This window comes from Paraflavitalea sp. CAU 1676, assembly GCF_029223285.1.
GTDB lineage: Bacteria > Bacteroidota > Bacteroidia > Chitinophagales > Chitinophagaceae > Paraflavitalea.
On sequence record NZ_JARHUJ010000002.1, the window covers coordinates 211,287 to 237,271 of the forward strand.

At 48.9% G+C, this 25,985-nt stretch carries 25 protein-coding genes; 16 read left to right on the forward strand and 9 right to left on the reverse strand.

What is annotated here, in order from left to right:
* Nucleotides 1-55 precede the first annotated feature (55 nt).
* Complete coding sequence (locus tag P2H89_RS05610) at nucleotides 56-751, reverse strand: hypothetical protein (protein WP_275825587.1); 696 nt, start codon at nucleotides 749-751, stop codon at nucleotides 56-58.
* A 215-nt stretch (nucleotides 752-966) separates the two neighbouring features.
* Here P2H89_RS05610 and P2H89_RS05615 point away from each other — a divergent pair, with 215 nt between their 5' ends.
* The 4 genes from P2H89_RS05615 to P2H89_RS05630 all read left to right on the forward strand — a co-directional run bounded on the left by P2H89_RS05615 (nucleotide 967) and on the right by P2H89_RS05630 (nucleotide 4,350).
* Entirely contained in the window at nucleotides 967-1,533 is a 567-nt protein-coding gene (locus P2H89_RS05615; RefSeq protein WP_275825588.1) for a dihydrofolate reductase family protein, read from the forward strand.
* A 607-nt stretch (nucleotides 1,534-2,140) separates the two neighbouring features.
* A complete protein-coding gene (locus tag P2H89_RS05620) occupies nucleotides 2,141-2,575 on the forward strand; it encodes a hypothetical protein (RefSeq protein ID WP_275825589.1) in 435 nt (144 codons plus the stop codon).
* A gap of 50 nt (nucleotides 2,576-2,625) precedes the next feature.
* Entirely contained in the window at nucleotides 2,626-3,438 is an 813-nt protein-coding gene (locus P2H89_RS05625; RefSeq protein WP_275825590.1) for a hypothetical protein, read from the forward strand.
* 342 nt (nucleotides 3,439-3,780) lie between these two features.
* Nucleotides 3,781-4,350 (forward strand): dihydrofolate reductase family protein, encoded by a 570-nt coding sequence (locus P2H89_RS05630; RefSeq protein WP_275825591.1) that lies wholly within the window; start codon nucleotides 3,781-3,783, stop codon nucleotides 4,348-4,350.
* On the opposite strand, the gene P2H89_RS05635 is transcribed toward P2H89_RS05630, so the two are convergent.
* Together P2H89_RS05635 and P2H89_RS05640 are read right to left on the reverse strand one after the other, a co-directional pair.
* Complete coding sequence (locus P2H89_RS05635; RefSeq protein WP_275825592.1) at nucleotides 4,329-4,940, reverse strand: hypothetical protein; 612 nt, start codon at nucleotides 4,938-4,940, stop codon at nucleotides 4,329-4,331. The genes P2H89_RS05630 and P2H89_RS05635 overlap by 22 nt on opposite strands.
* Nucleotides 4,941-5,058: 118 nt before the next feature.
* The gene (locus tag P2H89_RS05640) at nucleotides 5,059-5,499 is read right to left on the reverse strand and encodes a hypothetical protein (protein ID WP_275825593.1); all 441 of its coding nucleotides are present in this window, start codon (nucleotides 5,497-5,499) and stop codon (nucleotides 5,059-5,061) included.
* A 242-nt stretch (nucleotides 5,500-5,741) separates the two neighbouring features.
* Between P2H89_RS05640 and P2H89_RS05645 the strand changes: the two genes are divergently transcribed.
* The 3 genes from P2H89_RS05645 to P2H89_RS05655 all read left to right on the forward strand — a co-directional run bounded on the left by P2H89_RS05645 (nucleotide 5,742) and on the right by P2H89_RS05655 (nucleotide 9,005).
* Entirely contained in the window at nucleotides 5,742-7,118 is a 1,377-nt protein-coding gene (locus P2H89_RS05645) for an OmpA family protein (RefSeq protein ID WP_275825594.1), read from the forward strand.
* 10 nt (nucleotides 7,119-7,128) lie between these two features.
* A complete protein-coding gene (locus tag P2H89_RS05650; protein ID WP_275825595.1) occupies nucleotides 7,129-8,358 on the forward strand; it encodes a hypothetical protein in 1,230 nt (409 codons plus the stop codon).
* A gap of 107 nt (nucleotides 8,359-8,465) precedes the next feature.
* The gene (locus tag P2H89_RS05655) at nucleotides 8,466-9,005 is read left to right on the forward strand and encodes a hypothetical protein (protein WP_275825596.1); all 540 of its coding nucleotides are present in this window, start codon (nucleotides 8,466-8,468) and stop codon (nucleotides 9,003-9,005) included.
* A gap of 69 nt (nucleotides 9,006-9,074) precedes the next feature.
* Here the strand turns inward: P2H89_RS05655 and P2H89_RS05660 are convergent, their stop codons facing one another.
* A complete protein-coding gene (locus tag P2H89_RS05660; RefSeq protein ID WP_275825597.1) occupies nucleotides 9,075-9,590 on the reverse strand; it encodes a DinB family protein in 516 nt (171 codons plus the stop codon).
* Entirely contained in the window at nucleotides 9,587-10,798 is a 1,212-nt protein-coding gene (locus P2H89_RS05665; protein WP_275825598.1) for an aminotransferase class V-fold PLP-dependent enzyme, read from the reverse strand. Before P2H89_RS05665 ends, P2H89_RS05660 begins: the two co-directional genes overlap by 4 nt.
* Before the next feature lie 272 nt (nucleotides 10,799-11,070).
* Between P2H89_RS05665 and P2H89_RS05670 the strand changes: the two genes are divergently transcribed.
* From P2H89_RS05670 to P2H89_RS05705, 8 genes are all read left to right on the forward strand, one after another.
* Nucleotides 11,071-12,096: an NAD(P)-dependent alcohol dehydrogenase gene (locus tag P2H89_RS05670; protein WP_275825599.1), complete on the forward strand. Its 1,026-nt coding sequence runs from the start codon at nucleotides 11,071-11,073 to the stop codon at nucleotides 12,094-12,096.
* Between the two features lie 165 nt (nucleotides 12,097-12,261).
* Nucleotides 12,262-13,146, forward strand: a complete 885-nt coding sequence (locus P2H89_RS05675; protein ID WP_275825600.1) for an AraC family transcriptional regulator — start codon at nucleotides 12,262-12,264, stop codon at nucleotides 13,144-13,146.
* 141 nt (nucleotides 13,147-13,287) lie between these two features.
* Nucleotides 13,288-14,634, forward strand: a complete 1,347-nt coding sequence (locus P2H89_RS05680; protein WP_275825601.1) for a TolC family protein — start codon at nucleotides 13,288-13,290, stop codon at nucleotides 14,632-14,634.
* An 11-nt stretch (nucleotides 14,635-14,645) separates the two neighbouring features.
* The gene (locus P2H89_RS05685) at nucleotides 14,646-15,686 is read left to right on the forward strand and encodes an HlyD family secretion protein (protein WP_275825602.1); all 1,041 of its coding nucleotides are present in this window, start codon (nucleotides 14,646-14,648) and stop codon (nucleotides 15,684-15,686) included.
* A 6-nt stretch (nucleotides 15,687-15,692) separates the two neighbouring features.
* Nucleotides 15,693-17,294 (forward strand): MFS transporter, encoded by a 1,602-nt coding sequence (locus P2H89_RS05690; protein WP_275825603.1) that lies wholly within the window; start codon nucleotides 15,693-15,695, stop codon nucleotides 17,292-17,294.
* Nucleotides 17,295-17,453: 159 nt separating this feature from the next.
* The gene (locus P2H89_RS05695) at nucleotides 17,454-17,846 is read left to right on the forward strand and encodes a DUF5684 domain-containing protein (protein WP_275825605.1); all 393 of its coding nucleotides are present in this window, start codon (nucleotides 17,454-17,456) and stop codon (nucleotides 17,844-17,846) included.
* A 556-nt stretch (nucleotides 17,847-18,402) separates the two neighbouring features.
* The gene (locus tag P2H89_RS05700; protein WP_275825606.1) at nucleotides 18,403-21,612 is read left to right on the forward strand and encodes an ELWxxDGT repeat protein; all 3,210 of its coding nucleotides are present in this window, start codon (nucleotides 18,403-18,405) and stop codon (nucleotides 21,610-21,612) included.
* Between the two features lie 80 nt (nucleotides 21,613-21,692).
* The gene (locus tag P2H89_RS05705; RefSeq protein WP_275825607.1) at nucleotides 21,693-22,559 is read left to right on the forward strand and encodes a class I SAM-dependent methyltransferase; all 867 of its coding nucleotides are present in this window, start codon (nucleotides 21,693-21,695) and stop codon (nucleotides 22,557-22,559) included.
* A gap of 41 nt (nucleotides 22,560-22,600) precedes the next feature.
* Here P2H89_RS05705 and P2H89_RS05710 read toward each other — a convergent pair whose 3' ends face one another.
* A complete protein-coding gene (locus tag P2H89_RS05710) occupies nucleotides 22,601-23,734 on the reverse strand; it encodes a M23 family metallopeptidase (protein WP_275825608.1) in 1,134 nt (377 codons plus the stop codon).
* A 5-nt stretch (nucleotides 23,735-23,739) separates the two neighbouring features.
* Here P2H89_RS05710 and P2H89_RS05715 point away from each other — a divergent pair, with 5 nt between their 5' ends.
* A complete protein-coding gene (locus tag P2H89_RS05715; protein ID WP_275825609.1) occupies nucleotides 23,740-24,147 on the forward strand; it encodes a hypothetical protein in 408 nt (135 codons plus the stop codon).
* A gap of 135 nt (nucleotides 24,148-24,282) precedes the next feature.
* Here P2H89_RS05715 and P2H89_RS05720 read toward each other — a convergent pair whose 3' ends face one another.
* The 3 genes from P2H89_RS05720 to P2H89_RS05730 form a co-directional block, all read right to left on the reverse strand.
* Entirely contained in the window at nucleotides 24,283-24,735 is a 453-nt protein-coding gene (locus P2H89_RS05720) for a hypothetical protein (protein ID WP_275825610.1), read from the reverse strand.
* 399 nt (nucleotides 24,736-25,134) lie between these two features.
* The gene (locus P2H89_RS05725) at nucleotides 25,135-25,611 is read right to left on the reverse strand and encodes a group II truncated hemoglobin (protein WP_275825611.1); all 477 of its coding nucleotides are present in this window, start codon (nucleotides 25,609-25,611) and stop codon (nucleotides 25,135-25,137) included.
* Nucleotides 25,612-25,616: 5 nt separating this feature from the next.
* Nucleotides 25,617-25,937, reverse strand: a complete 321-nt coding sequence (locus P2H89_RS05730; RefSeq protein WP_275825612.1) for an antibiotic biosynthesis monooxygenase family protein — start codon at nucleotides 25,935-25,937, stop codon at nucleotides 25,617-25,619.
* Between the last annotated feature and the right edge of the window lie 48 nt (nucleotides 25,938-25,985).

Below are 25,985 nucleotides of genomic sequence, written 5' to 3' on the forward strand. Positions count from 1 at the left end.
CTATGGTTTCTAACGACGGCCTGCTGCGGGTGACCAGGATCTTTGACGAGGGTGTTTATGGCTGAATCATACTCATGTCGGGCCGGTATCTCCAGAGTTCACTGCTGATGGGGCCGAAGAGAGTAGCTTTCAGAGAACTGGCTGCCTTTAGCAGATCGTCGGTAATGTTTTCGGTAATGCCCATCGCGGCAAAGCTTTCGCTGCCGATCAACAGTAGGAGCTCGGGAATAGTGCCGCCGTCGACCATATCGTATACCATCAGGTTGGTGGCGCCTTTAGACCGGTACTGCGCTACGACTTTTCCAATCGCGGCCAGGGCTTGTTCCTTATTGGTAACATGAATGGTAATAAAGCGGAGGAATTTGGATTGCAAGCTATTTACAGCGTATTGACTGAATAATGGTAAGAATTTGACCTTAAAGGCCTGTCGGAAATCACCAAAGGGCTCGGTATGAAGCCCATTGTCGGCCGCATCACCCGCAGGGTTAACCGGCTTGTCGAAATCGGCCCATTGGTGGTTGAAGGTGGCATCGATGAAATAACCAGCTCTTGCTCCGGAGATCACATACCAGCCATACCAGCTCCAGCTGTCCTTATGGGTGGCATGCCATTGCAGGTGCTGTTTGTAACCGGTTTCAAATTGATTTTCCATCCCTGGCTTTGGTTGCCAAACGGAGAAGTGGGCGATACCGTCTTGCGCAAGCGCCTGCAGCGTCAGGATCGGTAAAACGAAGAACAGGATATGTTTCATGGCTTTATATTGAGGGCTGTATGCCAGCCGGCTACCCGATCAGGTAACACAAGATTCCCTGATTTTTTGGCATCGGTTATATCCTTTCGACAGAAGCCGGGCATTTTTCGCCGCTTTGAGGTCTCCGCCGCAATCGCCCCCGCAGATTGTCCCGTCCGGGTACCTGAAATGCCCGGGAACTCACGTAGGTTTGCTAAAACTTCAAACCAACGACTATGAGAAAGCTGAAACTCCAGGTGACGATGACGCTCGACGGATTTGTAGGCGGCCCCAACGGCGAATTGGATTGGATGACCTGTCCCTGGACGGACGACATCAACCAATACGTGGGCGGCATAGTGAAGGACGTTGATACCATTCTGTTGGGAAGAAAGCTGGCCGAGGGATTTATTCCTTACTGGGCCGACGTGGCGAAGGAGCCGGAGCATCCGGAATACGACGGCGGCCGGATCTTTACGGATACGCCGAAAGTGGTGTTCTCTACAACGATCCAGGAGTCGCCCTGGGCCAATACAGTGATCGCTTCCGGGGATTTGGTGGAAGAGGTCAATCAGCTTAAAAAACAGCCAGGAAAGGATATATATACCTGTGGCGGCGCGCAGTTCGTATCGGGACTGGTTGCACACAACCTGATCGACGAGTACTTCCTGCTCGTGAACCCGGCCGTCATCGGCCAGGGATTAACCATATTCGCCAGCGTTGGCGGCCGCCAGGTACTCCGCCTGGTGGAGGCCGTTCCATTCGAATGCGGCATTGTGGCGATGCATTACCGGCCCCAATAGCCAATTTCCCGCAAAATAAAGCCTGCTTATTGCCTGCACACTGCCTGCATATTGCCTGCGCTCTCTATGTAGAGGTACCGTATTTAGGCAAGTGGCGGGCAAGTTCCAGTGAAGTTCCAGACAAGTGGCGGTACATGTAAGACGGACTTCATGCCTGTTTGGGGTCAAGTGGAACAAGTAAACCCAGGTCCGGACAAGTCGGATGGGCGGCCCCAAGCGGCAGGGTGGTAGCTAATAGTTAGTAGAATGGCAGTGGACCTCTCAAAGAATGGTACGCGACCTGTACAGGACCCCTACGGAACCCTTAGTGCCTTAGACCAGTCTCAGACCACCCTTAGGCCAGTCCCAGGCAATACCCCGACAGGTCCGCACCAACCCGGCACCCATATCGCTAGTCAGCATATAGTATTACAGGTGCCAAAAACGGCCATTGAACCGGAAATCCCGCACTGGCTATTGCCGAGAACTTTGGCGAACCGTATATTGGTTCCCGTAAATCATTGAAAATTATCACAAATTAGGGTTAGGCGGGTGCGCGACTGTCAATTCCTGCTTTTATTTGAATACATTGAAGCAACGTTTTTAACGCTTAAAAGCTGATAGTCAGATGGTAGAAGTATACGATAAGGCCAAATGGCACTTTGAGGGCGATTTTCCGGAGGGACTGGATCCCTTTCAGGGATATATTCATACGGGCATGTTCCTGGGATGGCTGATAGACAATGGGTTGGTGAGCGACGACTTCAAAAAAGACCTGCATGCGGAGATCCATGAGTTCAAGAAAAAGGAGCTTACCGGAGCGCAATTGTTTCAGCGTTGTTGCGACGGCACCTTACTTCCGGAAGACCTGAGCGATGCTGGCAACCGGTTTGCGATGGATTATTTCGAATTTGAACACGGACAATACCTGCCCGATTATGGGGAGGTGCTGGGGGCTGACCTGGCCAGCATTTATCATGTTGCCGATACCTGGGAGAATTATGAAAAGATAAAGCAGGTCGTCGACCGGCGGTATGCGGAATGGAAGCAAACGCATGCGTGAATGCTCCTGCCATAGAGAACCGATTATCCTTGAAAACCTCTACACCCGATATGAAAAGAACTACCTGGTTCATGTACACTGCGTGTTTATTCTTGGCCTCCTGTGCCTCCAGTAGCAGCACTTCGGAAGCAAAGGACCCCCAGACTTCGGCGCCCCCTGAACTAAGGGCCCAGGAAATGGAACTGGAACTGGTGAATGCACGTAATCGATTGACGAATGCGTTGGGTGAACATTATGATACCGTGGGCCGCTATTCCAGCCAATTCGACTCGGTGATGGAAGCGGTGATCACCACGAAGCCTGCCTCGCTCAATTATCCATTTCAGCAGTTACAAGACAGCACCGATTGCACCATAGCGACCTCATCAGATAAGCTGTTCAGGATCTATAGCTGGGATACGTGGACGGGCGGTACCATGCATTTCTTCAATGCGCTGATGCAATGGAAAGGCGTGAAGGGCGCCTTTGTGAGCAAACCAGTACTGGAAGAAGGCGACCCGGGTGGCTGGTGTACCGAAATTTTCACTGTAAATATGAAGGATAAGATCTACTACCTGGCTGTGTTCAATGCCGTTTATTCTACTAAAGACAAGGCGCAATACATACAGGCCTATGCGATCGATAACGACCGGCTGTTGGATACCGTTAAGTTGTTTAAGACACCGGGAGGAGCCTATAGCCGCATCGATATCGACTTCGATATGGCGAGTGTGATGGACCGGCCCGAGCGGCCGCTAAAGCTGATCCGTTATGATGCCGGTAAACTGTATATTCCGTTTGTGAAGAAAGGCGGGTGGTTAACCGCTACCAACCTGGTGTATCAGCAAAAAGATGATAGCTTCGAGTATGCAGGCATTGAATAACGACTGATGATCCTACCCTCGTAAAACCGAGGTTTCAAAAAGCCTAACCCCTTTTATGAGATCAATCCTGCTGGTTTGGTTACTTCTTACTATGACGCCTGTGTTTGCGCAGGTGGTTGTTGACACGTCATTGTCTAATGAATTGCGGGCTGTAAAGGCCTGGACGGGCCAGTAGCGTCGTATCTTCATTCAGGCTGATAGAATGTATGCAGACTATCTCCGCACCAGATTACCATAAGCGCCTGCCGTTGTTTGATAAAGTCCGAAATGCCACTTTCTAAAGTCCAGATAGCCCTCGTTGTCACCATGTAGATGCAGTAATTTTCGGTCAAATCATTTGATATGCGAAAGATCATTGTATCGGAATGGATTTCCGTTGATGGGCATGTGTCGGACAAAGCCGGGAGCCTGGATTTTTTTGCCCGGTTGGTGCAGTCTACCTATGAAGAGCCCGACCAGGTGACTTTTCTTCGCGACATTGACACGATCTTGCTGGGTCGTACATCGTATGAGCTGTTCGCAAGTCATTGGCCCGAAAGGATGGGGCAGGAGGCGCTCACAGAGACGATGAACAAAGCCAGGAAGGTTGTTTTCTCCCATACTTTGCAGCATGCTCCCTGGGGCAATTGGCCAAAAGCTGAAATTGCAGCAGGCGATGCGATCACTCATATCCGACAGCTCCAATCAATACCCGGAGGGGCTATGGTCGTATGGGCGAGTATATCGTTGGCTCAAACACTGATGCGTGAAGGGCTCGTTGATGAATACCAGCTATTTATTTGTCCGGTCCTCACCGGTGGTGGCCGAAAGCTGTTTGATGTGGATGAACAACTACGACCATTGGTACTTTTATCGGCGACGCAATATAAGTCGGGCGTTGTTTGCCTGCATTATTTGGTGCCTTCTCCATAACAGAATTCGAGGAAAGTTGTTTTCACTTTCCTGCTGGTAATTGCCTTCAGTTCATGGGTGAACTCCCGTTTAATTTTCGACAGGCTGGTATCGGGGTCGGTTTTTCCTCCCTTGATCTCATGGTCAAGGTCATTTATTCCCGTAACGTATTTCTTCTTCAAGACAATCCCTTTAGCGGAGAGCGTTTGTGCCAGTTCCTTTAGCGCCAGCATGCATTCATAACGAGCCAGGTATCTTACGATTTGGGCCGTTTCTTCGATGTCCGGGTGATCGTCTTCGAAACGTGCTGTAAAGCGTTCGAACAGGCTATTCATTTGCAGGTCTGATACGGTGTATAACCCCTTGGTGGAAACACGCAACAAAGAAATTTCAGCCTCGAACAGGGTTGTTCCGTCATCAGCCAACAGAGAAAAGCTGAAGGGTAATATTGGTTCGAGCTCGGTTTCCTCAAATGTAAATTGTAGTTGGGCGACGGGATGCGATAACTTTTTTTGCTGCGCAACAACCTTCGGGATGATCAGCGTGCAAATTTGCTGAATCTTTTGCGTGATGTGGATAGACTGGATTTTGTTGCTGGTGGCGTTTTTCATACTACAAGAAATATAAACTATTCCTTGTTTCGCTATGAATGTGCCTGGAGTGACAGATTTGCGTACAGAACAGACTTGAACGCTGTCTGGGATTTATGGATGGCGGACCTGATCGCAATCAGAAATTGTTTGTGGTAAGCACGATCGGGAAGCCGGGTTGCGTGACGGTGGATTCCGTTTCAGCAGTGATGAATACCTTTTTGGGTTTTGACGGTACCACGGCTGTCAATGAACCTTTAAGGGTGCTCGATAAAAAGCGGCTGGAGCTCTTGATGATGCCGAGGTTCCGGGTGTTGGCATCGCTCAGCTCAGCCCATACGATATAGAATTTTCTCGAGGTGGCCAATTTATCAGGAGGGGCCAGGTGTCTGATGCTGACTTCCACCTTATAATTGGCATTTTGCTCTTTTTTGATCTTCACCTCTCCCGTTGCAGCTGGCGCTATCTGTGAGGTTTGGAAATTGACCTTTTTAGCGCAGCCCTGCGCAGCCATAATGACTAAGATAATTGAAAAGAAGATTCCTGCCTGTAGTAACCTTTGTTTTGCCATGGACTTCATAACGGATGGTTTTGGTGTATGAAACAGCGGTTAGGTGCTGCTATGAGATCTCCACGGTTGAAAGGGGGGATGGGCTATATCTTACGGAAAGATAACATTTTCGTTGCAGTCCGGGATCTAATTACCTCAAAAAGAGGCATACTGCCGGGTAACCCGGTGCCCGTTGAACATCGGTCCACTACATGATGATGTAGTGGATTTTTTGCGCGGGTAGAGTAGGTTTGGGCCAAATACCCAACACCATGAAACGCATCACCACCCTCTTTTTATTGTTAATTCCGTTCCTGGCGCTGCATGCCCAGACGCCGGTTCCCAAAAGAGTAGAACAAAGAGCCAAGGATAAGGCCAATAACCGCGTAGATCACTCGATCGATAGGGGCCTTGATTCTGCCTTTGATAAAACAGGGCGGGCTATCGGCAGCATTTTCAATAAAAAGAACAAGAATGCCGGCAGCCAGGAGAGATCGGGTACCAACGGCAATGACAATACCGGCGGTAGCGGAAATAGTGGCGTCACCAGTGCCGGAGCCAGTGGCAACGGCGCAGGCAATAAAACAACGGGATCTGTTCCGGGGGGTAATACAGGTACAAAAACTGCCGGTGCCTTAGGTGGAGACAGTGATTTTGTGCCGGGAACCAAGGTGATCTTCGAAGATCGTTTTGAAAAAGATGGCCTCGGAGATTTTCCAGCGCATTGGAATACCAATGGAAGCGGCAAAGTGGTCACAGTTGGTGGAGAGGCGGGCAGGTGGCTCGATGTAGTCCATAACTGCATCATCGTTCCGGATATGAAAAGCCCGCTGCCGGAGAACTGTACGATCGAGTTCGATTTGCTGCTGCGCTCGGAAGGTGGCAGAAGTACACCGTTCATTCAATTTGGCCTCAGCCAGGTAAAAAATATCCTGAAGGAAGACCTGTTCTATAAGGATCGCTTCTTTATCAATTTACATCGTTATACAGAAGATGACGGTAAAACGCTGGAGTATGGATTGGGCAATGATATCATTGGCAATAAGAGCAATTTCCCGCTCACTTCCTACGTCAATAAAGTATTGCATGTAGCCATCGCGGTGAACAAATCGCGCATACGGCTATATCTGGACAACAATAAGATCATCGACCTGCCTAAGGCGCTCAGTGATGGAATGCGCAATACCTTTTTCCTGAATAACAATGCTATTATTCCTGCCTCCGAGACCGGGATGTTCGTTAGTAATATTCGCATAGCTTCTGCCGAAACCGACGCACGTAGCCTGCTGGTGAAGCAACTGCTGGAAGAGGGCAGGGCAGTGACCAACGATATTTTGTTTGATGTAAACAGTGATCTGATCAAGAAGGAGTCTTTCTCCATCATCAACCAGATCGGTGATGCTTTGCAGCAAAACGCCTCGTTAAAGATCAGGATCGTTGGTCATACGGATAGTGATGGCGAAGACGCAAAGAACCTTAGTTTGTCGCAAAAGCGGGCCGCCGCCGTGAAGACCTATATCACCGAAAATTATGCGGTGGCCGGTAACAGGATTCAAACGGATGGCAAAGGCGAATCGCAACCGGTATCAAGCAACACAAGTGCAGAAGGAAAGGCTAAGAATCGCCGGGTAGAATTTGTAAAACTGTAAACCCTTATCCATGAAAAAGATATTATTGAGCGCTCTGATCCTTGTATCGATGACGGAACTCTCCCTTGCCCAACCGGGCGCAACGAGGGATAGTACTGCCATATTCCGGTGGCGATCGGCCGTGCGACGGGCCCCTGTATTGACCGGGGGAGCAAGCCCTGTACATATAATGCCGCGCGAACGGCTCTGCTTCAATATGGAATTTGACCTGAAGATCACTATGCCGTCGAAGATGGTGGAGCAATGTATGTTCGTAAATCATACAACGGGAGTGGTCGGTATGTTGCCACCGCATGAAGACGGGTTGGTGAACATGCTGTTTCCCGAGCTGGTCGATTTCTCGTTCCAGGTAATGAGTATGACCGGCAATACGTATCACTATCACAATAACAAAGGGAAGAACAATACGATCGAGAAGTGGGTGACGACCGGCAATTCTGAGCAGAACCCTTACAGTCAAATGGCGGGGATGTTCACGGGGGCGGTTGATCTGCAACGCAAGAATACCACTGAGGTATATTGTAACGGAAGGATGCGGGCGATGGCTTATCGATTTTCGACGAGTCCGGATATGACCTGGTATTTATATGGAGACCGGTTTCCGGAAAAGATACATCCACAGAAGTTTTTGGGCAACCAGGGCGTAGGGTATCTGCAAGCCAATGAGGGGTTATATGTGATCACTGAGTTTCGTACTACAGGTTATAGTGTCCGGGTTACGAATATCGAGGTTTCGAATGCCTGTCTCGAAACAAGTCAGTTTATGATGCAGGAAGCTGAGTTTCAAAGGCAGCAAAATGCCAATATCGTAAAGGAAAAGGTGAGCCTGGACAAGGCTGCCCGGAATGTGAGCGGGGCTTGTGCCGGCGAGCGCCTCTTGCTTATTAATTTCAAGAAGGAGCAGGCGAACAAACGGGAGCTGGCCTTACGACAGATTAATGAGGGTAATACGAATCAGTCGAACAGCAATGCGCAACGCAATATGGCCGCCCTGATGGACCCCGTTGTAGTGACACAGCAGAATATTCTGGAGACCAAGCTGGAGATCTGTAAAGCCCAGAACGGGAGTGAAAAAGCGCGGCGGAACTTAGGGTGTTTGAATACGCAGTTGGGGCAGCTGATGCGGCTGGAGGAAGAACTCCGTGCACTCGACGACCGCCATAGAAATGAGCCCGGACGAGCTTTGGGCGAAAAAAGCAAGCTGTATATGCGGGACAAGCCGAGAGGCTGTGCGTTGTAGTGGCATTACCTCCCTGTGTCGCATTATTGGCCGCCTGGCATAGAAATCTTAATTGTTGATTACCTTAAATCTGTTCTGATTCGGAATTTTGAGTTATAATGCAGTTAATGAAAAAGCAATCGATTCTGTTGTTAGTATTCTTGGCATTTGTTTCCGGTTCGTACTGTCAGTCATTTGAAGTGAATACCCTGAGAAATTGCCAGGGTGAAATGCGAACCTTTACTTTTCAAAGTCAGGTAAAAATAATTTGGAAATGTGTAGCCAAGTGGACAACCCTTCGCGAACAAAGAATTCTAAATTTTTCTCCGGAGTATAAACTTGATAGCGCTTATTTTGACAATCAGATCTTAAAAATAAGAAAAGCGTTGCCTGTCAACTTTTTCAAGGATCCAACAAAAGTGTCTTTCTTCTGGCATAATAATGTGCCGGATGAAAAAGCGATCTGGTTTATCGAATTGTTTATGCAGAAAGATAGCAAGGGGAAATATATAGTATATGCGGCTGTTAAGGTGGAATTTGATGGCACCGATGCAAAGGTTGACCGCCAACGAAGCGATCCGAAAATAAAAGCACTCACGTTCATTCTTGACAGGAATGAGTTGGACGAGCTGGGAAAAAAGTTAAAGGCTAGTCCCGAAGCGTTATAGCTCTCATTGCTCCTGAAGGTTTGCAAATGTGACCTTTTATACTTTTTTTAGTAGGTATGAGGAATCAGGTTATTTAAGCGTTTTGATGAGCTCCTGAATAACATTTGTATGATGATCATCGTGCTCCACGGTGAAATAGATGATGTCGATCAGGCGCATCGGCTGCTGCAGGCGGGGATGCAGACTGGTATGTTGATGCTCCTGGATATCGATGCTGCCAAGCAGTGATAATGTCTTTCGCCTTTCTTCCACAAATTGCTGAAACAGGTCGGTGATGGCATAGTTATTAAAGCCGGCTTCTGTCGTTGCTTTATTGTCCAGGTCGGTAGGGGTGAGTATGGGCTTCTTCTCCACGATGTCGTGCATACGGGTGCGCCACAGAGGCTCCAGTATGGAAAGGTGCCCTATGTGCTCCTTGATAGACCATTTACCGGCCGGTTGATAGGCGAGTACATGATCGGACATGTCGATGAGTACCGACGCCAGGATGTCTGGCCCATGTTGCAGTCTTTGGTACAGTGCGGTATATTCATCGGTACCGAAGCTGAAATTAAACTTCCTGTCGAACCATTTTGAGGCGTTCATAATTGAGTTTTTACTAAGCAAAGTGTGCTTAATTCCCGGCACACCAGTTCTATTTCTTCCTCCGTGTTGTAATAATGAACAGACGCGCGTACGATGCCGTCGAGTCCCTTGCGGTTCATATAGTACAGCGTAGATTTGGCGAAGCCGATATTTACATTGATGTTCTTGGCCGCCAGTGCAGTTCTGATCTCTGCTGCAGATATACCCGACATGGAGAAGGTCACAATACCGCAAAGCTCATCGCCCTGGTCATGCACCACAACGCCCTCCAACTCCCGAAGGCGTTGCCGCAGTAACGTCGATAGATGCTGTATCCGTTGCCAGATACGTTCTATGCCAATGTTCAATGCATACTCAACTGCTTTTTGAAGTCCTAATATGATGGCGGGATTCTTTTCGTACCACTCAAATCGGCGGGCATCTTTACGGACGGTAAAATCCTGCTGATCTACACTGGTCACTGTTCGCCCATCAAAGAAAGATAATTTCAACTTATCCAGGATATTCCTGCGCACATACAAAAAGCCCGATCCACGCGGGCCGCGGAGGTATTTGCGCCCGGTGGCCGCCAGCATGTCGCAACCGATGGCTTGCACATCGAGGGGAATTTGTCCTGCCGACTGACAGGCATCCAACAAATACAATATACCGTGTTTACGCGCTATTTCGCCTATAGCAGCGGCGGGCAATATATTGCCCGCGGTTGAGGGGATATGCGTTACGGCGATCAACCTGGTGCGAGGGGTAATGGCTGCTTCCAAGGCCTGCAGGGGAAAATTGCCTGCTGCATCGTTGGGGATCATCTTAATGATAATCCCATATTGCTTTTGCGCATTCAGCAGGCCCAGCACATTCGATACATATTCCATCTCGGAAGTGATCACTTCGTCGCCTTCCTGAAACGCTATTCCGTTAAAGCCAATCTCCCAGGCGCCGCTGGCATTTTCTACCAGTGCTATCTCATCGGGGTCTGCATGAATAAGTTGTGCGATCAGGGTATGCGTGTGATCCAGCTGTGCGCGGTATTTGGCTTCTGTTTCATAACCACCGCGCAATGCTTCCTCATGCAGGTAGTTGACAATGGTATCTACCACGATGTCCGGCGGCAGGGATGCGCCTGCGTTGTTGAGGTGAATGCGTTCGGCAGTGCCGGCTGTTGCTGCCCTGAATGCTTGTATCTCAGTATTGCTAAAAGGTTGTACTTGCATAGACGAGCTTGTTGGTGTACATATGCAAAGCAACGGCATTTAACCATGCGAAAACAGATGCAGATTTGAGAATATTTACCATATCAGATGGTGGCCTGTTTGCTCAACTTGATCGTCTTACCTACCTTTGCGGGCATACCCCACACGTCGACTACTACCGCTATTCAGGCATATTTTAATTTCCCCTTTTCCTGAACTGAAGATTGAAGCCGCTGCCGCGGCAAAGCCGGTGCTTATGACTATAGGCTGATCTATTACAAAAAGTCAATTATATGAAAGCAGTTCGTTATTTCGGGCTAAAGGATGTTCGCGTCGTCAATGATCTGGAAAAGCCAGTGCCTTCCGGTGATGAAGTGTTGATCAAAGTGGGAGGAGCCGGTGTTTGTCATTCGGACCTTCATATCATCGATGAAGGTACGGTGCCCGGCGCCCAATTCACCCTCGGCCATGAGAACGCAGGATGGGTGGAAGAAGTGGGAACCAGCGTAAAAGGTTATAAGATGGGGGATGCGGTGTTGGTCTATGGCCCCTGGGGTTGCGGCCATTGTAAACCCTGCCAGCAATCGAGTGAAAACTACTGTGATCATCAATCGGAACAGGCTTATGGCGGAGGATTAGGTTTGAATGGCGGGATGGCCGACTACATGCTGGTGCCGTCTTCGCGGCTTTTGGTACCGATATTCGACCTTGATCCGGTAATAGCTGCGCCGCTTACGGATGCTGCGCTGACGCCTTATGCGGCCATCAAGCGCTCGCTCGAAAAATTAATGCCCGACGAATACGTGGTGGTGATCGGAATTGGCGGGCTTGGTCACGTGGCTATTCAGATACTGAACGAAATGACTGGTTCGGCGATCATTGCGTGTGATATTACTCCGGAGCGACTGGCTTTCGCCAAAGAGCTGGGGGCCTCCCATACGGTGAACTCCAAAGACGCCGATGCCGCAGACCAGATCCGCCGTATAACCGGCATTAAAAAAGCCAAGGTGGTGCTGGATTTTGTGGGAGCATCTTCCACAATAGAGCTGGGCGCAAAAACGGTTGCGCTTGATGGTGATCTCACTATTGTCGGCCTTGGTGGTGGACGCTTTCAATACAATATGATGGGATTGCCATTTGGCGTGCGGCTCACCAATCCCTATTGGGGATCGCGTACCGAGCTCATGGAAGTTGTAGGACTGGCCCGTCAAAAAAAGATACACATCGAGATTGAACGGTTCAAACTCGATCAGGCCGTTGAAGTATATGATAAACTTCGCAACGGTCAGATCAAGGGGCGGGCAGTACTGATCCCATAATTCAAGGGGCCTGACTTTATTGGGGCCTTTGCCTACGTGCTCGCCAGGGCAGGGAGGGCGCTAAAAGGGCCGAAATAGTTGATTTGTCCATCAAAACCGTGGAAACGGGGTACAAAACCGGGGCCGGGCCGGTGTAATTTTGTATTGTGATCAAAGCAGTACAAGATGAAGGACCAGATTCCCATTTTACCATTAAAAGAAAATATAGCAGGTGTGCGCATCGACCGCATCAGTGATAGCTTTATCGCTGCCCGGTTTGAGGATATTGGTCAGCCCCATCGCAACGACCATTATGTGGTGATACTCCTGACTGCCGGTAATGCAGAACTACAGGTTGATTTCAGGAAGGTGGAGGTGGTGCGCAATTCCCTGCTATTATTGTTGCCCGGGAATATCCAACGGGCGGTTCGCTTCAACGACAACAGCAGCGGTTACATCCTGTTCTTAGATGCCAAACTGATCGATGAACCGGCGGGGTTTATGATCGAAAGTTCGTTGTTCAATGGTCCCTTGGTTCCTTTATCGGGTCCCGATCTCGAATGGTTTACGCAGTATTTTGAGTTATTGCTCCGTACCTACCACGACTATTCATTAGGCAGTCTGCACCGGGGTGCTGTGAATGCCTTTGCTACCCCCGGTATCTATAAAATGGCCGCCGGCTTCCAGGCCAATGCAAAACATGCAGCGCGGCAGCATTCTCCCAGAAGTATCGAAGTTACGCGGCGTTTCAAGCAACTGGTGCGAAAGCATTATAAAGAATTGAAGAAACCAAGCGACTATGCACAATTGATGCGCTTCTCGATGAGCTACCTGAGTGATACGATCAAAGCGGTTACGGGCTTTACCGCTTCGTATTTTATCCAACAGGATATGCTGCGGGAAGCGCAACGGTTGCTATGTTACACCAACCTCAGTATAAAGGAAATTGCTTCTCATGTAGGTTACGACGACGCGCGATATTTCAACCGTCTCTTCAGTAAACTGGCCCATGAATCGCCCGGCCAGTTCAGGGAGCATTTCAAATCGGGTATTACGCCCGCACTCACTTAATCCGAGCCAATAAGTCTTTGATGCTATGGACCGGCGCATGCCGGGGCCCACACGGCTTGTCATGCCCGAACGAAAGCGGCCGCAACTGCCAAACGCAGATGCCCGGCAGTACCAATTTGTTAATCTATTGAATTGTAGAAGATGAAAGCATGCAGACCAGTATTATTCCTGAAGACCGGCTTTTATGCGGTGCTGCTGGGAGCATCGGCGGGCAGCGCTATCGCGCAGCCCACCGATAGCACCATTGTGAAACTGTCGTTGGAGGAAGCGATGCGGCGTGCCAGGAGTGCCAACACCTCGGTGCGGGCATTCAAGACCGAGGAAGATGCCTCCCGGCTAGAGTTGGAAGACGCGAAGATGGGCGTATTGCCAAGAGTACATGCCAATGCCATTTATCAACGGTATACCAAAGTGACCCTGTATGATGGCGTGGTCGGCAACCCGCATGAGATACCCAAACCGCCCAGCGCCAATGCAGGCGCCCTGGCGCTGGGGTCATCGTTCAACCTCTATGCCGGCGGGCGGCAAAAAGCCCTGGTCACCGATAGCAGGCGCAGGCATGAACTGGCTGGCATCAATACAAAGGAGCAGGAAGCAGCGATCGGCCTGCAGGTAGTGCTGCAATACCTCGAGATGGTGCGGTACCATTATCAGGAGCGGCTGATCAGGGATCAGGTGAACCGGGCGCAGACCCGGTACAAGAACATCAGTACCTTCTACGCTAATGGCAAGGTTACAAAAAGCGATCTGCTGCGTGCTGAAGTGCAACTGGCCAATGCACAATTGAGTGCCACAGCCAACAGAAATGACAACCTCATCAGCAACCAGCGGCTGAACACCTTGCTGAACATCGATGAAAATACGCGGATCGTGCCGGTCGATACGGCCTCTCTGCCCTTGAAGGACAGTTTGACCCTGGACGCATTGCTCCATGATCAATCGGGTAACTATGCGTTGCAAAAAGTACAAAAGCAGCTCGAGTTGCAGGAGAATCGAACAAGATTGGCCAGGTCCTTCAATCATCCCACGATCAGCTTATTTGGCGGATATGGCTTCAATTATCCCAACAATTTCATGTTTCCCCCGGTCGCTCAAACGATTGGCGTTGGGACTCTCGGCGTTAAGGTTTCTTACGACATCTCCTCCCTGTACCAGAACAAAGACAGGGTGAAGGCAGCGCACCTGCGCGAAACTGCACTGATGGGGCAAAAACGGTGGCTGGCCGACAATGTGCGGCAGGAGGCGCAGGCGCTGGTTATCAAGTACCACGAGGCTGTGCACCGACTGCAGGTAATAAGAAGGTCCATCGAACAGGCAGAAACGAACCTGCATATCCAAACCACGAAATATGCCAACCAGCTGTCGTTGCTGACCGACCTGTTGGAGGCCGATAATCTTTACCAGGAAACGAGGTTCAATTATCTACAGGCAAATATTGCCGCCTATTCCATTTACTATCGTTTACTATTCATTACCGGAAATCTTTAAATCACCACCACATGGAACCTACAAGAAAAAGTTTTGTCAATGTGCTCATCAAACTGATCGCTGTAACGGTCGTGGTGGTGGCATTGATCTACCTGGTAAAGTATCTCAGTTATGCCAGCCAATACGAATCTACTAACGATGCCCAGGTTGATGCTTATATCAACCCGGTATCGGCACGGGCCGGCGGCTTCATTAAAGAAGTATTATTCAACGAACACCAGGCCGTACAGCAGGGTGACACGCTGGTTATACTGGACAACCGGGAGTATTTGCAGAAGGTGAAGGAAGCTGAGTCGTTGCTGGAAGATACGAGGGCTCAACAAGAGATACATGGCGCTGCTATCAATGCGGCGCAAACCGCTACGCTGGTCAACAAAGATCAGATCAATTCGGCCAAAGCCCGTTTATGGCAGCAGGAGCAGGATGTAAAGCGTTTCCAAAACCTGTTGAAAGAAGAAGCCGTCACCCTGTCGGATTTTGAACAGGTGCAAACGAAATACGACATTTCCCAAAGCGACTACAGTGCAGCACAAAACAGTTTAAAGACCGGCGATAGCAAAGTGCGGGAGTTACAATCCAGGTACAACTCTTTGTTTGCGGCCCAAAAGCGGGCAGAAGCCTTGCTCGACCTGGCAAGGCTTAACCTGAGTTACACGGTGATCGTGTCGCCTTATACCGGGTTTACCGGAAGGAAGAACATCCTGGAGGGGCAGCAGGTACAGGCTGGTCAGCCCCTGGTATCGATCGTGAACACCCGTAACAAATGGGTGATCGCCAATTTCAAGGAAACGCAGGTGCATGACATGTACATTGGTCAGGTGGTGGAAATAACGGCCGATGCCATCCCCGGCAAATCGTTTGCCGGTAAGATCGATGCCATTGCCGCGTCTACGGGTTCGAAATTCTCGTTGTTGCCGGCCGACAATTCAACGGGCAATTTTGTGAAGATCGTTCAACGGGTTCCGGTTAAGATCGTGTTTGCCGATACTGCAGGCTATGTGTTGAAAGCAGGGATGAACGTAAAGATCAGTGTTAAAAAAGCCGCTAACTAAAACAAGATGCAATCGATCTATTTTTACGACCGGTGGGGTAGGCACATGGGGCTTGTGCGGGGGATACTGTTACTGATCCTGTTTGCCGCCATCGCCCAGTTTGCCTCCTTTGGCATTATCCAGGCACATGTGGTTTCCTTTTACGGCGCACAGCCCGAGGATATTTCCTTTGCTTTCCAGGCAGCCTATGTAGGCATCATTTCGATATTGCCGGTCATGTTCCGGCTAATCAGGTTCTTCAATACCCGAACCTATTTGCTCACCGTTTTTCTCGCTGGCATCGCACTCAATATAGGTTGCTTTTATGTACAAGATCTGCTTGTCTTTGCGATACTCCGTTTTTTTATCGGCATTTGTACCGGTCTGATTGCAGGATGTATACTGGTGGTTACGTTCTCTACACTACCCCCGGCTAAAAGTATACTCGTGGGCGTATCGCTCTTCTTCTCGCTGATACTTACGGCTGGGTTGATCATCGGGATTGCGGGATCGCGGGTCATCCTTACCAGCGATTGGACGGTCTTGTACAATGCCTTGATCGGATTGCAGGTGATGGCCCTGGTGCTTTGCTTGCTGATCTTTAAAGCGAGGCCCGCCAGGCGATCCTATCCCTTGTACCAGATCGACTGGATTGGTTTTTTGTTTTTTGTATTTGGTGCAACGGCAGCCGCTTATGTGATGATCTATGGTCCCAAAGTGTATTGGTTCGAAAGCCGGGCCATCACTTATACAGCTTTGTTTGGATTGATCATGATCGGACTATTCCTCTATCGCCAGTCCACCCTGAAAAGGCCGCTGATCGAACTGAACGTTTTCCGTTCGGGCAAGTTCCTGTATGGATTGGTATTGATGTTGTTGTTTTATGGAATACGTGATACGATCAACCTTTTATATGGCTATGCCGTAGTCGTGCTCAACTGGAGTGCGGCCGACGTGGTGAATGCGGGCCTGTATAATGTATTGGGAGTTATCATCGCCACTTTTGTCGTGGTGAAAGCAGTGGCTGCCAACAAGCTGCACCTGCCCAAACTGTTGCTGGCCGGTTTTGCGGTATTGTTCGGGTATCATTGGTGGGTATATCAGCATTTGACACCCGATCTGTCATTTGCTCAAATGTGTATACCCATTTTCCTGCAAGGGCTGGCCTGCGGACTGCTATTTGTACCTGTTACCATCCTTTGCCTGGCATCTATACCGCAAAGCAGCAATACCACGGGTATTGTGATCTGTACCTATGCCCGGTTTATTGCCGTGCTAAATTCCATTGCCGGCTTTTACTCTCTGCAACTATATTTTAACCAGCACTACAAGCAAGGCTTTCTGGGCAAGCTCACGCCAGGAGCCGAAGTATTGGTGCAACAGCAAGAAGCCTATGCGGGCTTGCTGACGTCGAAAGGGTTTACGTTGAGCGAAGCTACCGGCATCGGCACTGCGCTGATCGCGAAGGCATCCGGTATACAAAGCCAGTTATTGACGATCAGGGCAATCTTTTTGATAGGCGCCTGGCTATCCGTAGCGGCCTTTGCGAGTTTGGTCGTGTTTGGGGTGATCAATAAAGTAAAAACGGGTCGGCGTTCCGCTCCTACGATAGTTGGGGTTGCTTCCTGAAGTAAAAACTGGGCAGCGCAGCCGGCCGTTGGGACGTCATTTTGGGTTGTTGGATGTTCGTTTTTTCTGGTTCATGCAGATTGTGTTTGAATGTTAAACGCTCCATGTTATTTTGGAAAACACTTAAACCTCATCAACCTACACCAAACAACAAACGTCATGACATTCATTATTGTAATTTACCTGGCTATCCTTGTATTGTTGATTGCTTCTCAATGGAAGATTTTTGAAAAAGCGGGGCAACCTGGCTGGGCTTGCCTGGTGCCGTTCTACAACCTTTATATTTTATTGAAGATCGTGGGGAAGCCAACCTGGTGGATGATCATGTTTTTTATCCCGATCATTAATATCATTTTCCTCATTTGGGCCACCAACATGCTCTCCAAGAGCTTCGGGAAAGATGAAGGGTTCACGGCAGGCTTAATATTGCTTGGAATTGTTTTTTATCCCATGCTTGGTTTTGGGTCTGCTGTCTACAAGGGTCCCTTTGGTGACCCAAAGGCGTTTGAACTTGCACAAAAACCCCAGTTCGATTTTGAGCAGAACCGCTAAAGTACATGTAGTCTATTAGACGGAAGGGCCATTTGATGTGCCCTCAAAAAGTAATACTTTTTTTAACGGCTTGAGTTGGGTGTTGCACCTGGTCAAGCCGTTTAGTTTTATTAAGGGAGCGAACAGAATTTAGGCATTGTTTGCTGAATCATTGTCACGTTAGCCGACCTCCATCAACTCAAAAGGGGGGGATGTGATGGGGTGTACGGTATCAAATCTCAAACTAACGGCGGATTTGGCGCAATTAACGGCGCCGGCATCGATTATTACACCTCCATTATGGTGATTGTTGTGTGACTCTAGCTGTTCTAGTTTTGCGCTATTATCCGGGCAAAAAAAGCCCCACGTGTTTGTAGGGCTGCGCCTAAGGTCCGTCCTATCGGTTGAACGTTACCGCAACGCTTACACATTATTTCCTTAAAAACGGTCTTTGGCTTGGAAATGCCTACCGGGTGTCTGTTTAAATAGACAGTCCGTCCCAACATCCTATTGTCCTTACTGAATCAATCCTGTCCTTAAAAGCCTGCCCCTTTTTATTAACCAAAAGCTGTCTCTCATGAGAAATTCTACCTTGTTGTTATTGCTTGTTTTCCTTATTGTAACTGCGCAGGAGAGTTTTGCGCAGGTATTTTCATTATTAAAAGATATCAACGAGGTTAAACCTGCCAGTAGCGCGTTGGGATCGAATCCCAAAGGTATGCTCGAAATAAATGGGGTCACTTATTTTACGGCCACGATGAAAACAACAGGGACTGAACTTTGGAAAACGGATGGCACTGCAGCCGGTACCATGCTGGTGAGGGATATTTTTCCTGGAATTCCTACTAGCGTACCGAGTCATTTCGTCAATAAGGACGGTGTATTGTACTTTCAGGCGAACGATGGTGTACACGGCGCAGAATTGTGGAAGAGCGATGGTACGGCAGCCGGCACTGTCATGGTAAAGGATATCTTTCCCGGACCTGGTGACGGCAAAGCCGCCTATATAACGAATGTAAACGGGACTTTATATTTCGCCGCATCGAATGGAACTAATGGTGCTGAATTGTGGAAAAGCGATGGAACTGCTGCCGGGACCGTGATGGTGAAAGATATCCTTCCGGAAGGAGCCAGCAGTGCACCTCAGTTTTTGATCAATGTTAAAGGAACGCTGTATTTCGGCGCCAGCACGACAGGTTATGACACTGAGCTTTGGAAAAGTGACGGCACTGCCCCCGGCACCGTCATGATGAAGGAGAATTCGTTGTATCGCATACTAAATCCGCGTAGTCTGATCAATGTGAGCGGTACTTTGTATTGCGTTTCAGCCACTACCAGCGGTCAGGGTATTTATAAAACGGATGGTACAGCTGCCGGAGCAATGCTGGTAAAGTATTTCTTTTTTCCTGAAACCATTAATATCGTCAATGTAAATGGTGTGTTGTTCTTTGCCGGTACCGATGCGGTAAATGGAACTGAACTTTGGAAAAGCGATGGCACGATGGCGGGTACTGTGTTGGTGAAGGATATTCGCCCCGGTATAGGTGATGGCGCATTGACTTCGCTAACTGCCGTGAATAATACGTTGTATTTTTATGCAGACGATGGCACGAATGGTCCTGAACTCTGGAAAAGTGATGGAACCGGCGGCGGCACACAAATGGTAAAGGATATTGTTGCCGGTGCTGCAGGAAGCGCTCCGTCCAACCTTGTCAACACCAATGGTACCCTGCTATTTTGTGCCACTACTTCAGCGGGCAGGGAGCTTTGGAAAAGCGATGGTACAGCTGCCGGCACGGTGATGGTGAAAGATTGTAATCCGGGCAGCGGCCATGGTATGACGGTGGGCAATGAGTATGTCGGTACGCTAAAGAACCAGTTATTGTTTACCGCCGATAATGGCATTGATGGCGCCGAACTCTGGATGAGTAACGGAACGGAGGCTGGTACCGCAATGGTAAAAAACCTTAATCCGCTTGCCAGCGTGAGTGGGTTCGAATCTTATACGGGGTTGTATCCTTTAAACGGTGTTATGTATTTTGTTGGCGACGACGGTATTCATGGCACTGAATTGTGGAAGTCTGATGGTACTGCAGCCGGGACTAAGATGGTGAAAGATATCAATTCGGGAGCAAATGGGAGCGGTCCTTCTTCCATTGTCATTTGGAATGGCTTTCTGTATTTTGCTGCATACGATGTGGTGAACGGACAGGAACTATGGAAGAGTGATGGTACGGAAGCCGGAACAGTATTGGTAAAGGATATATATCCAGGTTTGTCAGGCTCCTTTCCAGGGTCTATAACAGTTATGGGCAATGCGATCTATTTTAACGCCACCAACGGTAATACAGCCAATGGTACAGAGTTGTGGAAGAGTGATGGCACCGCTACCGGCACGGTGATGGTGAAAGATATCTATCCCGGTACCAATTCGGGATCGCCGGGTTACCTGACTGTGATAAACAATACCTTATATTTTGCCGCTACAGACGCCAATGGCAAGGAACTTTGGAAAAGCAACGGCACCGCTGCAGGAACGGTGATGGTAAAGGATATCTATCCCGGCGGAAGCAGTTCGCCCAAATACCTGGCCAATGTCAATAACCGCCTTTATTTTAATGCCACCACCGCTGCTGCGGGCAGTGAGCTTTGGTCGAGCGACGGCACTGCAGCGGGTACCAATATGCAGGTGGATCTTTGTCCGGGTACCTGTTCGGGCGATCCTCGTTATATAATTGAGCTGTTTAGTTTTCCCTTCTATGTAGGATACCACCCTTCTCAGGGCTATGAATTCCGTACGATCACTTCCTTTGAAAATGGTATCCTTCGGGATATTAATCCTGGTGCCGCCGGCAGCGATCCTGAAGACTTCATCAAGATTGGCAATACCATCTATTTTACGGCAGAAGATGGAGCCAATGGCCGGGGATTGTGGAAGCATGATGCCGTTACGGGCATTTCGCTGGTGAAAAACATTGCACCGAATCTTACTGGCGGGCCCAGTGCTTTATTTGATATCCAGGGGCGCGTCTTCTTTGCCGGTAGTGGCGGAGCTGCAGGTCCGGAGCCCTGGCGCAGCGACGGCACAGAGGCTGGAACAATTATGCTACAGGATGTGACTGCGAATGGAGGAAGCGACCCGGTGTCCTTTGCTGAGGCCAATGGGAAGTTATTTTCGATCATGACGGATGAAGCCCATGGTACCGAATTGTGGGTCGCCGATTTGATGGCTGCGCTTCCTGTATCGTTGCTGGAATTTAATGGCCGGCTTGTGCAGGATGATGCTTTGTTGCACTGGAAGACCACTGGCGAAGTAGGTACGCATTCTTTCGAGATCGAACGAAGCACCGATGGCAGGAGCTATTCGACAGTGGGGAGTGTAGCGGCCGCCAACAGTCCCGGTATTCATACCTATGCGTATGACGACCGCCACATTAACCTGCCTGGGGTAACCAAGCTTTATTATCGCCTGAAGCAAATAGATATTGATGGCCGTTTTACCTATTCGGGCATAGTGATGCTTTCCTTGACCAATACTCAGCCTACTGTATTGCTGTATCCGAATCCTGTTGTTAATGAACTCCGTGTCACCATTTCGGTGAACAGACCTGAAAAGATACAGGCGCGGGTTGTAGACAATGTTGGAAAGACGTTGATGCTGCAACAATGGAATTCTGATGCCGGGGCTACTTTGCGCTCGCTGGATATGAGTAAGCTGCCCAAAGGGGTTTATTTCCTGGAGCTGAAAGGGGAAACGATCAATGAAGTGAGGAAGGTGGTGAAGTAGGGGAGTGATTACCTGGGAGTGGACAATTATGGTCAATGGATATGTGATGTGTAATTGTTGTATTTATAAAAATCAATATTATGTCTGAAGCTATTCCTCAATTTGATCCTGTTAAGTATAAAAATACCACACACGACCAATGGCAGGCGGCAGCAGAAGCGTGGTATCGCTGGAGCCCAACGCTCAAGCAATGGCTGGGTAAAGCAACGGATAAAATGCTTGACATGGCAACGGTTAAACCCGGAGACCAGGTACTCGATATTGCTGCCGGAGCAGGTGAGCAGTCGATCACTGCTGCGCATAAAGTGGGAACTTCGGGGTATGTGCTTGCTACAGATATTTCTTCCAATATCCTGGAATTTGCAAAGCAAATGGCGCAAGAGGCCGGTGTAAAGAATATAGAAACGAAGGTAATGGACGGCGAAGATCTTACATTGGAGAATGAAACATTCGATGCTGTTATATCAAGGGTTGGGCTGATCTATTTTCCTGATCAGCAGAAAGCGTTAAAAGAAATGCTGCGTGTGCTCAAGCCGGGTGGCAAAGTGGCGGCTATTGTTTACTCTATGCCCGAGCATAATAAATTCTTCTCTCTACCTGTTTCTATTATCCGCAACCGGGCAAAACTTCCACCTCCATTGCCGGGGCAGCCTGGCCCATTCAGTTTGGGTGCGGAAGGTGTTATTGAAAAAGCGTTTACACAGGCCGGCTTCGTCAACGTGCAGTCCGAGCGAATCAACTCTCCTTTACAGCTTCCATCCGCCAAAGAGTGTGTTTTGTTTGAAAAAGAATCTTTCGGTGCTTTACATCAGATGATGAGCAGTTTATCCGATCCGGAGAAAGCTGCTGTATGGCAGGAGATTGAAAGCGAACTTAAACAGTTTGAGACAGCAGATGGTTTTACGGGTCCCTGCGAAATGGTGGTGGCTGTTGGAGAAAAACCATGAGTTTTAAAAGGTTCGCATAAACTTGCTTCCTCTCGATCGTTCTATTCAAATATCACTACGGTATTGGACGGCGGCATTTCGTGCCTGATCTTTTCGGGCCGGACCTTGTTGAAGGTTGCTTTTCCGAACTTGCTGAAGTCGGGATAGCGTCCAATCAAGGTGAACGTTTCAAAGATAAAGGGTAGTCCTTCTGCACCCAGTGGTGAATTGCTGTCGGCCAGATGCAGGTGCAGGTGCGGACCAGTCGTTTGTCCGGTGAACCCGAGCAGGGCAATCACCTCGCCTTTTTTGATCTTCTGTCCGGGTTTTACCTTTATTGAGCCTGGCTTCAGGTGTTCGTAGAATACATATCTGTTAGTTGTAAGTTTTAAGGAGATATAATTACCGGTAGCCTGTTCCGATCTGTAGACCGGATGGGCAGCCAGGGTGGCACTTTCGGGAAAATCGTCCCGAACGGAAGCTACTTCACCATCGGCAACCGCCAACACTTCTTCGGCGTAGCCAAGCCAGTTTTGTATGCTGTCTTCGTTACCTTCTGCATAATGGGCTGAGTCTATTTTAATGAAATCGATCGCGAAGCGGCCGGGAATGCGCTGTCTACCTTTTACTTCATACACCACACGGCGGTGGCCGCGTTGCCAGGAGGGGTCATAAACGGCCGTCCAGTTGCCTCCCTTTAGTGGATTGGCGAAGATCGTTGGCTGGGTGCTGGAGAGGGTAAGGGTATCGTGGTTCCTTTCCAGGTGATGGATAGAGTCGCCTGCTGCTTTGAAGCGAACGTGGTGAAAAATAGCCGGGAATTTACGGCGGCTTGTATTCGCCTCGATATACAAGATATGGGTAGCTGCGGGTTGTATGATGGCGCCCTTGCCTGGGTTATTGCGGGTGGCGATGGGCTGTAGGCGACTGTTCAATGCGGTTTGATCATAGTTTAGAAGGGTATCCTTATTGGCCAGGTTCAGTATGGAAAATCCTGTTATCTCCAGGTTGAGGGAAGAGGTGTTGGTGAAATGCATTTCATAAACGAGTGTGGGTTTATGATCGATTGTAACGGGTATGGGCTTTTGTAGTAGCTGTATTTGAAGGCTGCCGGGTGTAATGGTTTGTTGACCAAAGCTATACTTGGCGAGGCTCAGTATAAAAAAGGATAACAGGATAAAGTAGCTGCGATTCATCGCCAATGTTACGATTGTTTTTCGGCCGGGGCAAAAACGGTAAGAATAAGCTATTGGGTTTGCCGCCCGTAAACAGCCGTACGAATACGCATATTGCTGAATTGTGGGTGCCGGTGGATAGTTTACAGCGTCCGGCCGGCAATCCGGATATTCGCACTACGGCTGCGAATGAGGTATTGATCAGCAATGCCACTCCATCGTACACCAATTGGTTTAATAATTACATAATTTATGCGTATTACCATACGCTTACTGGTGCTACCGATTTTCACTATCCATGGACCAGGTTAGGCTATACCTTCGATTGGGCGCCTAATGGCCATGAAGTTGGGCTCAGCGAGTATGTATTGCGCGCGAAGACCGGTTGTTGGGTCAACAAGATGCGATCCGCCAGCAATTATTTCAAGGAGTAGAAAGCTGCCGGTACGAATTGTTGAACACTCAGCCGGGCAAGTTCCCTTTGTTGCCTTCTTGTTTCGTTGGTGTGCAGGCAGTTGAAATTACTACCGGACCTATTCATTACCCATTAGGAATGGCGGTGTATGTTTTTAGTTAACTTCAGTTAATGTAAACGTGCCAGAGTCAGCTTTTGGTGAAGTTGTTACATAAGTTCCGTTTGTAAGAACTCCGGTTGTTGCATTATAGGTAGCCGTAAAAGTTTGTACTGCTCCAATATTAGCCGCAAGTCCGTAGACACAGGTGGTAGTGCACGTCCACGTTCCGTTTGCGAGTTTCCAGGTGCCCACGCATAGTTGGCGTGTGCCAGCAATCACATTTTCGTAGGAGGCTGTGCCATCTGGTCTGATAGACCAGCTCCAATCTTGCCCGGAAGATGCATTCTGTTGCGCGCCAAGCCATAAACCTTGTATGGTTGGTGTGCACTTGAAAAGTGTGTCCGTTTTTGTAATTGGATCGGTGTCCTTCTTACAACTTGTTTGCGTTGTAAAGAGTATAAGGGTCAACAGCAGTGCGGAAAAGGAGCCCAATACTATTTTTTTCATGTTTGTTGTTTTACCCATCCAGTCGGGGTTGGTTTCCGGATAGGCGGATGAATGAATTTGAGTGCAAGTTAAGTAAGGGCGTATTTTCTTTTTGGACGAATGAGTAAGTGTGTAAGTTTTGTCCCTTTTTGTGTCAGTTCGGGCAGTAACTGCGCATTTCAGCGTAGCTAGAAGGCGTCAAATTGCTTTTTCATGGAACTTATTATAAGTGAGTTAAAATAACAAAAAACCGCAGCTTTTACTGCGGGCTGCTTGTTTCGTCGGGGATGCTGGAAAGACTTCGAACCTGTAGATAGTGGGTGCTTACTATGCATTGATCGGGACATTTGCCGGCAACTAAATCCAACGTTTTAAGGCAATCGTCGGGCCGTCGGATTGGGTTTACCTTTCAAATCGCCACTATTCGACGATATACGGCCCGCCAGTTTCGCCCCATCCCCACTTAGGCATAGGCTCATGCTGTTGTATGGGATTTTCGGGCAACCGGGAGTTGATAATGGCCAGTCTGCTTCCCCATTCCAGGTAACCAACAAAGGCCGATCTGAACTCCGGATCATTGGCCAGTCCTATTTCATCAGCTGTTTCGAGCAAGAGGTTTAACCAGCGTTTACGCAATTCTTCTGTAAGCATCTTACCCACATGATGGTGAACCATCTTTGCGTGACTGCCTCCATCCCCTTCGGTATAGAGCGCACCTCCACCAAATACTTCGGATATAAAATGCGCCACATGTTGCGCATGGGCCGGCGACATGTGCCGGAATACTTCCGACAGTTTTTCGTCTGCCTGGACCTTGGCGTAGAAACGTTCGGTGAGTTGTTCAAGTTTTTCGCGGCCTCCGGCCCATTCATAAAGTGTTGGGATAGGTTTCTTCATGGTGTTTACTTTTTCCAAACGATATCCGTCTGGTCGTAATGTTTCATTTCCTCAATATTATTATAAAAAGGTTTCACCAGGTTATAGAAAGGCCCAAATTCTTTGCTTTTCCTAAATCCCTGGAGGTGTTCGTCCTTACTGGTCCAGTGAATGATAACAATGTAGTTATTTGGCTGATCATTCCCGTGCAATAGGCGGTATTCGAGGCAATAAGGAGAAGCCTGCAGGTGTTTCGCTGCTTCGGCGTAGGCTTGCTCAAAAGCAGGGCCTTTATCGGCTGGAATGTTGTACCTGATCACCTCTACTGAAAAAGTCTTGTTGTTCATACTTTGTGTTTTATGATGCGATGCGGGCATATTCATATTGGTGCCAAC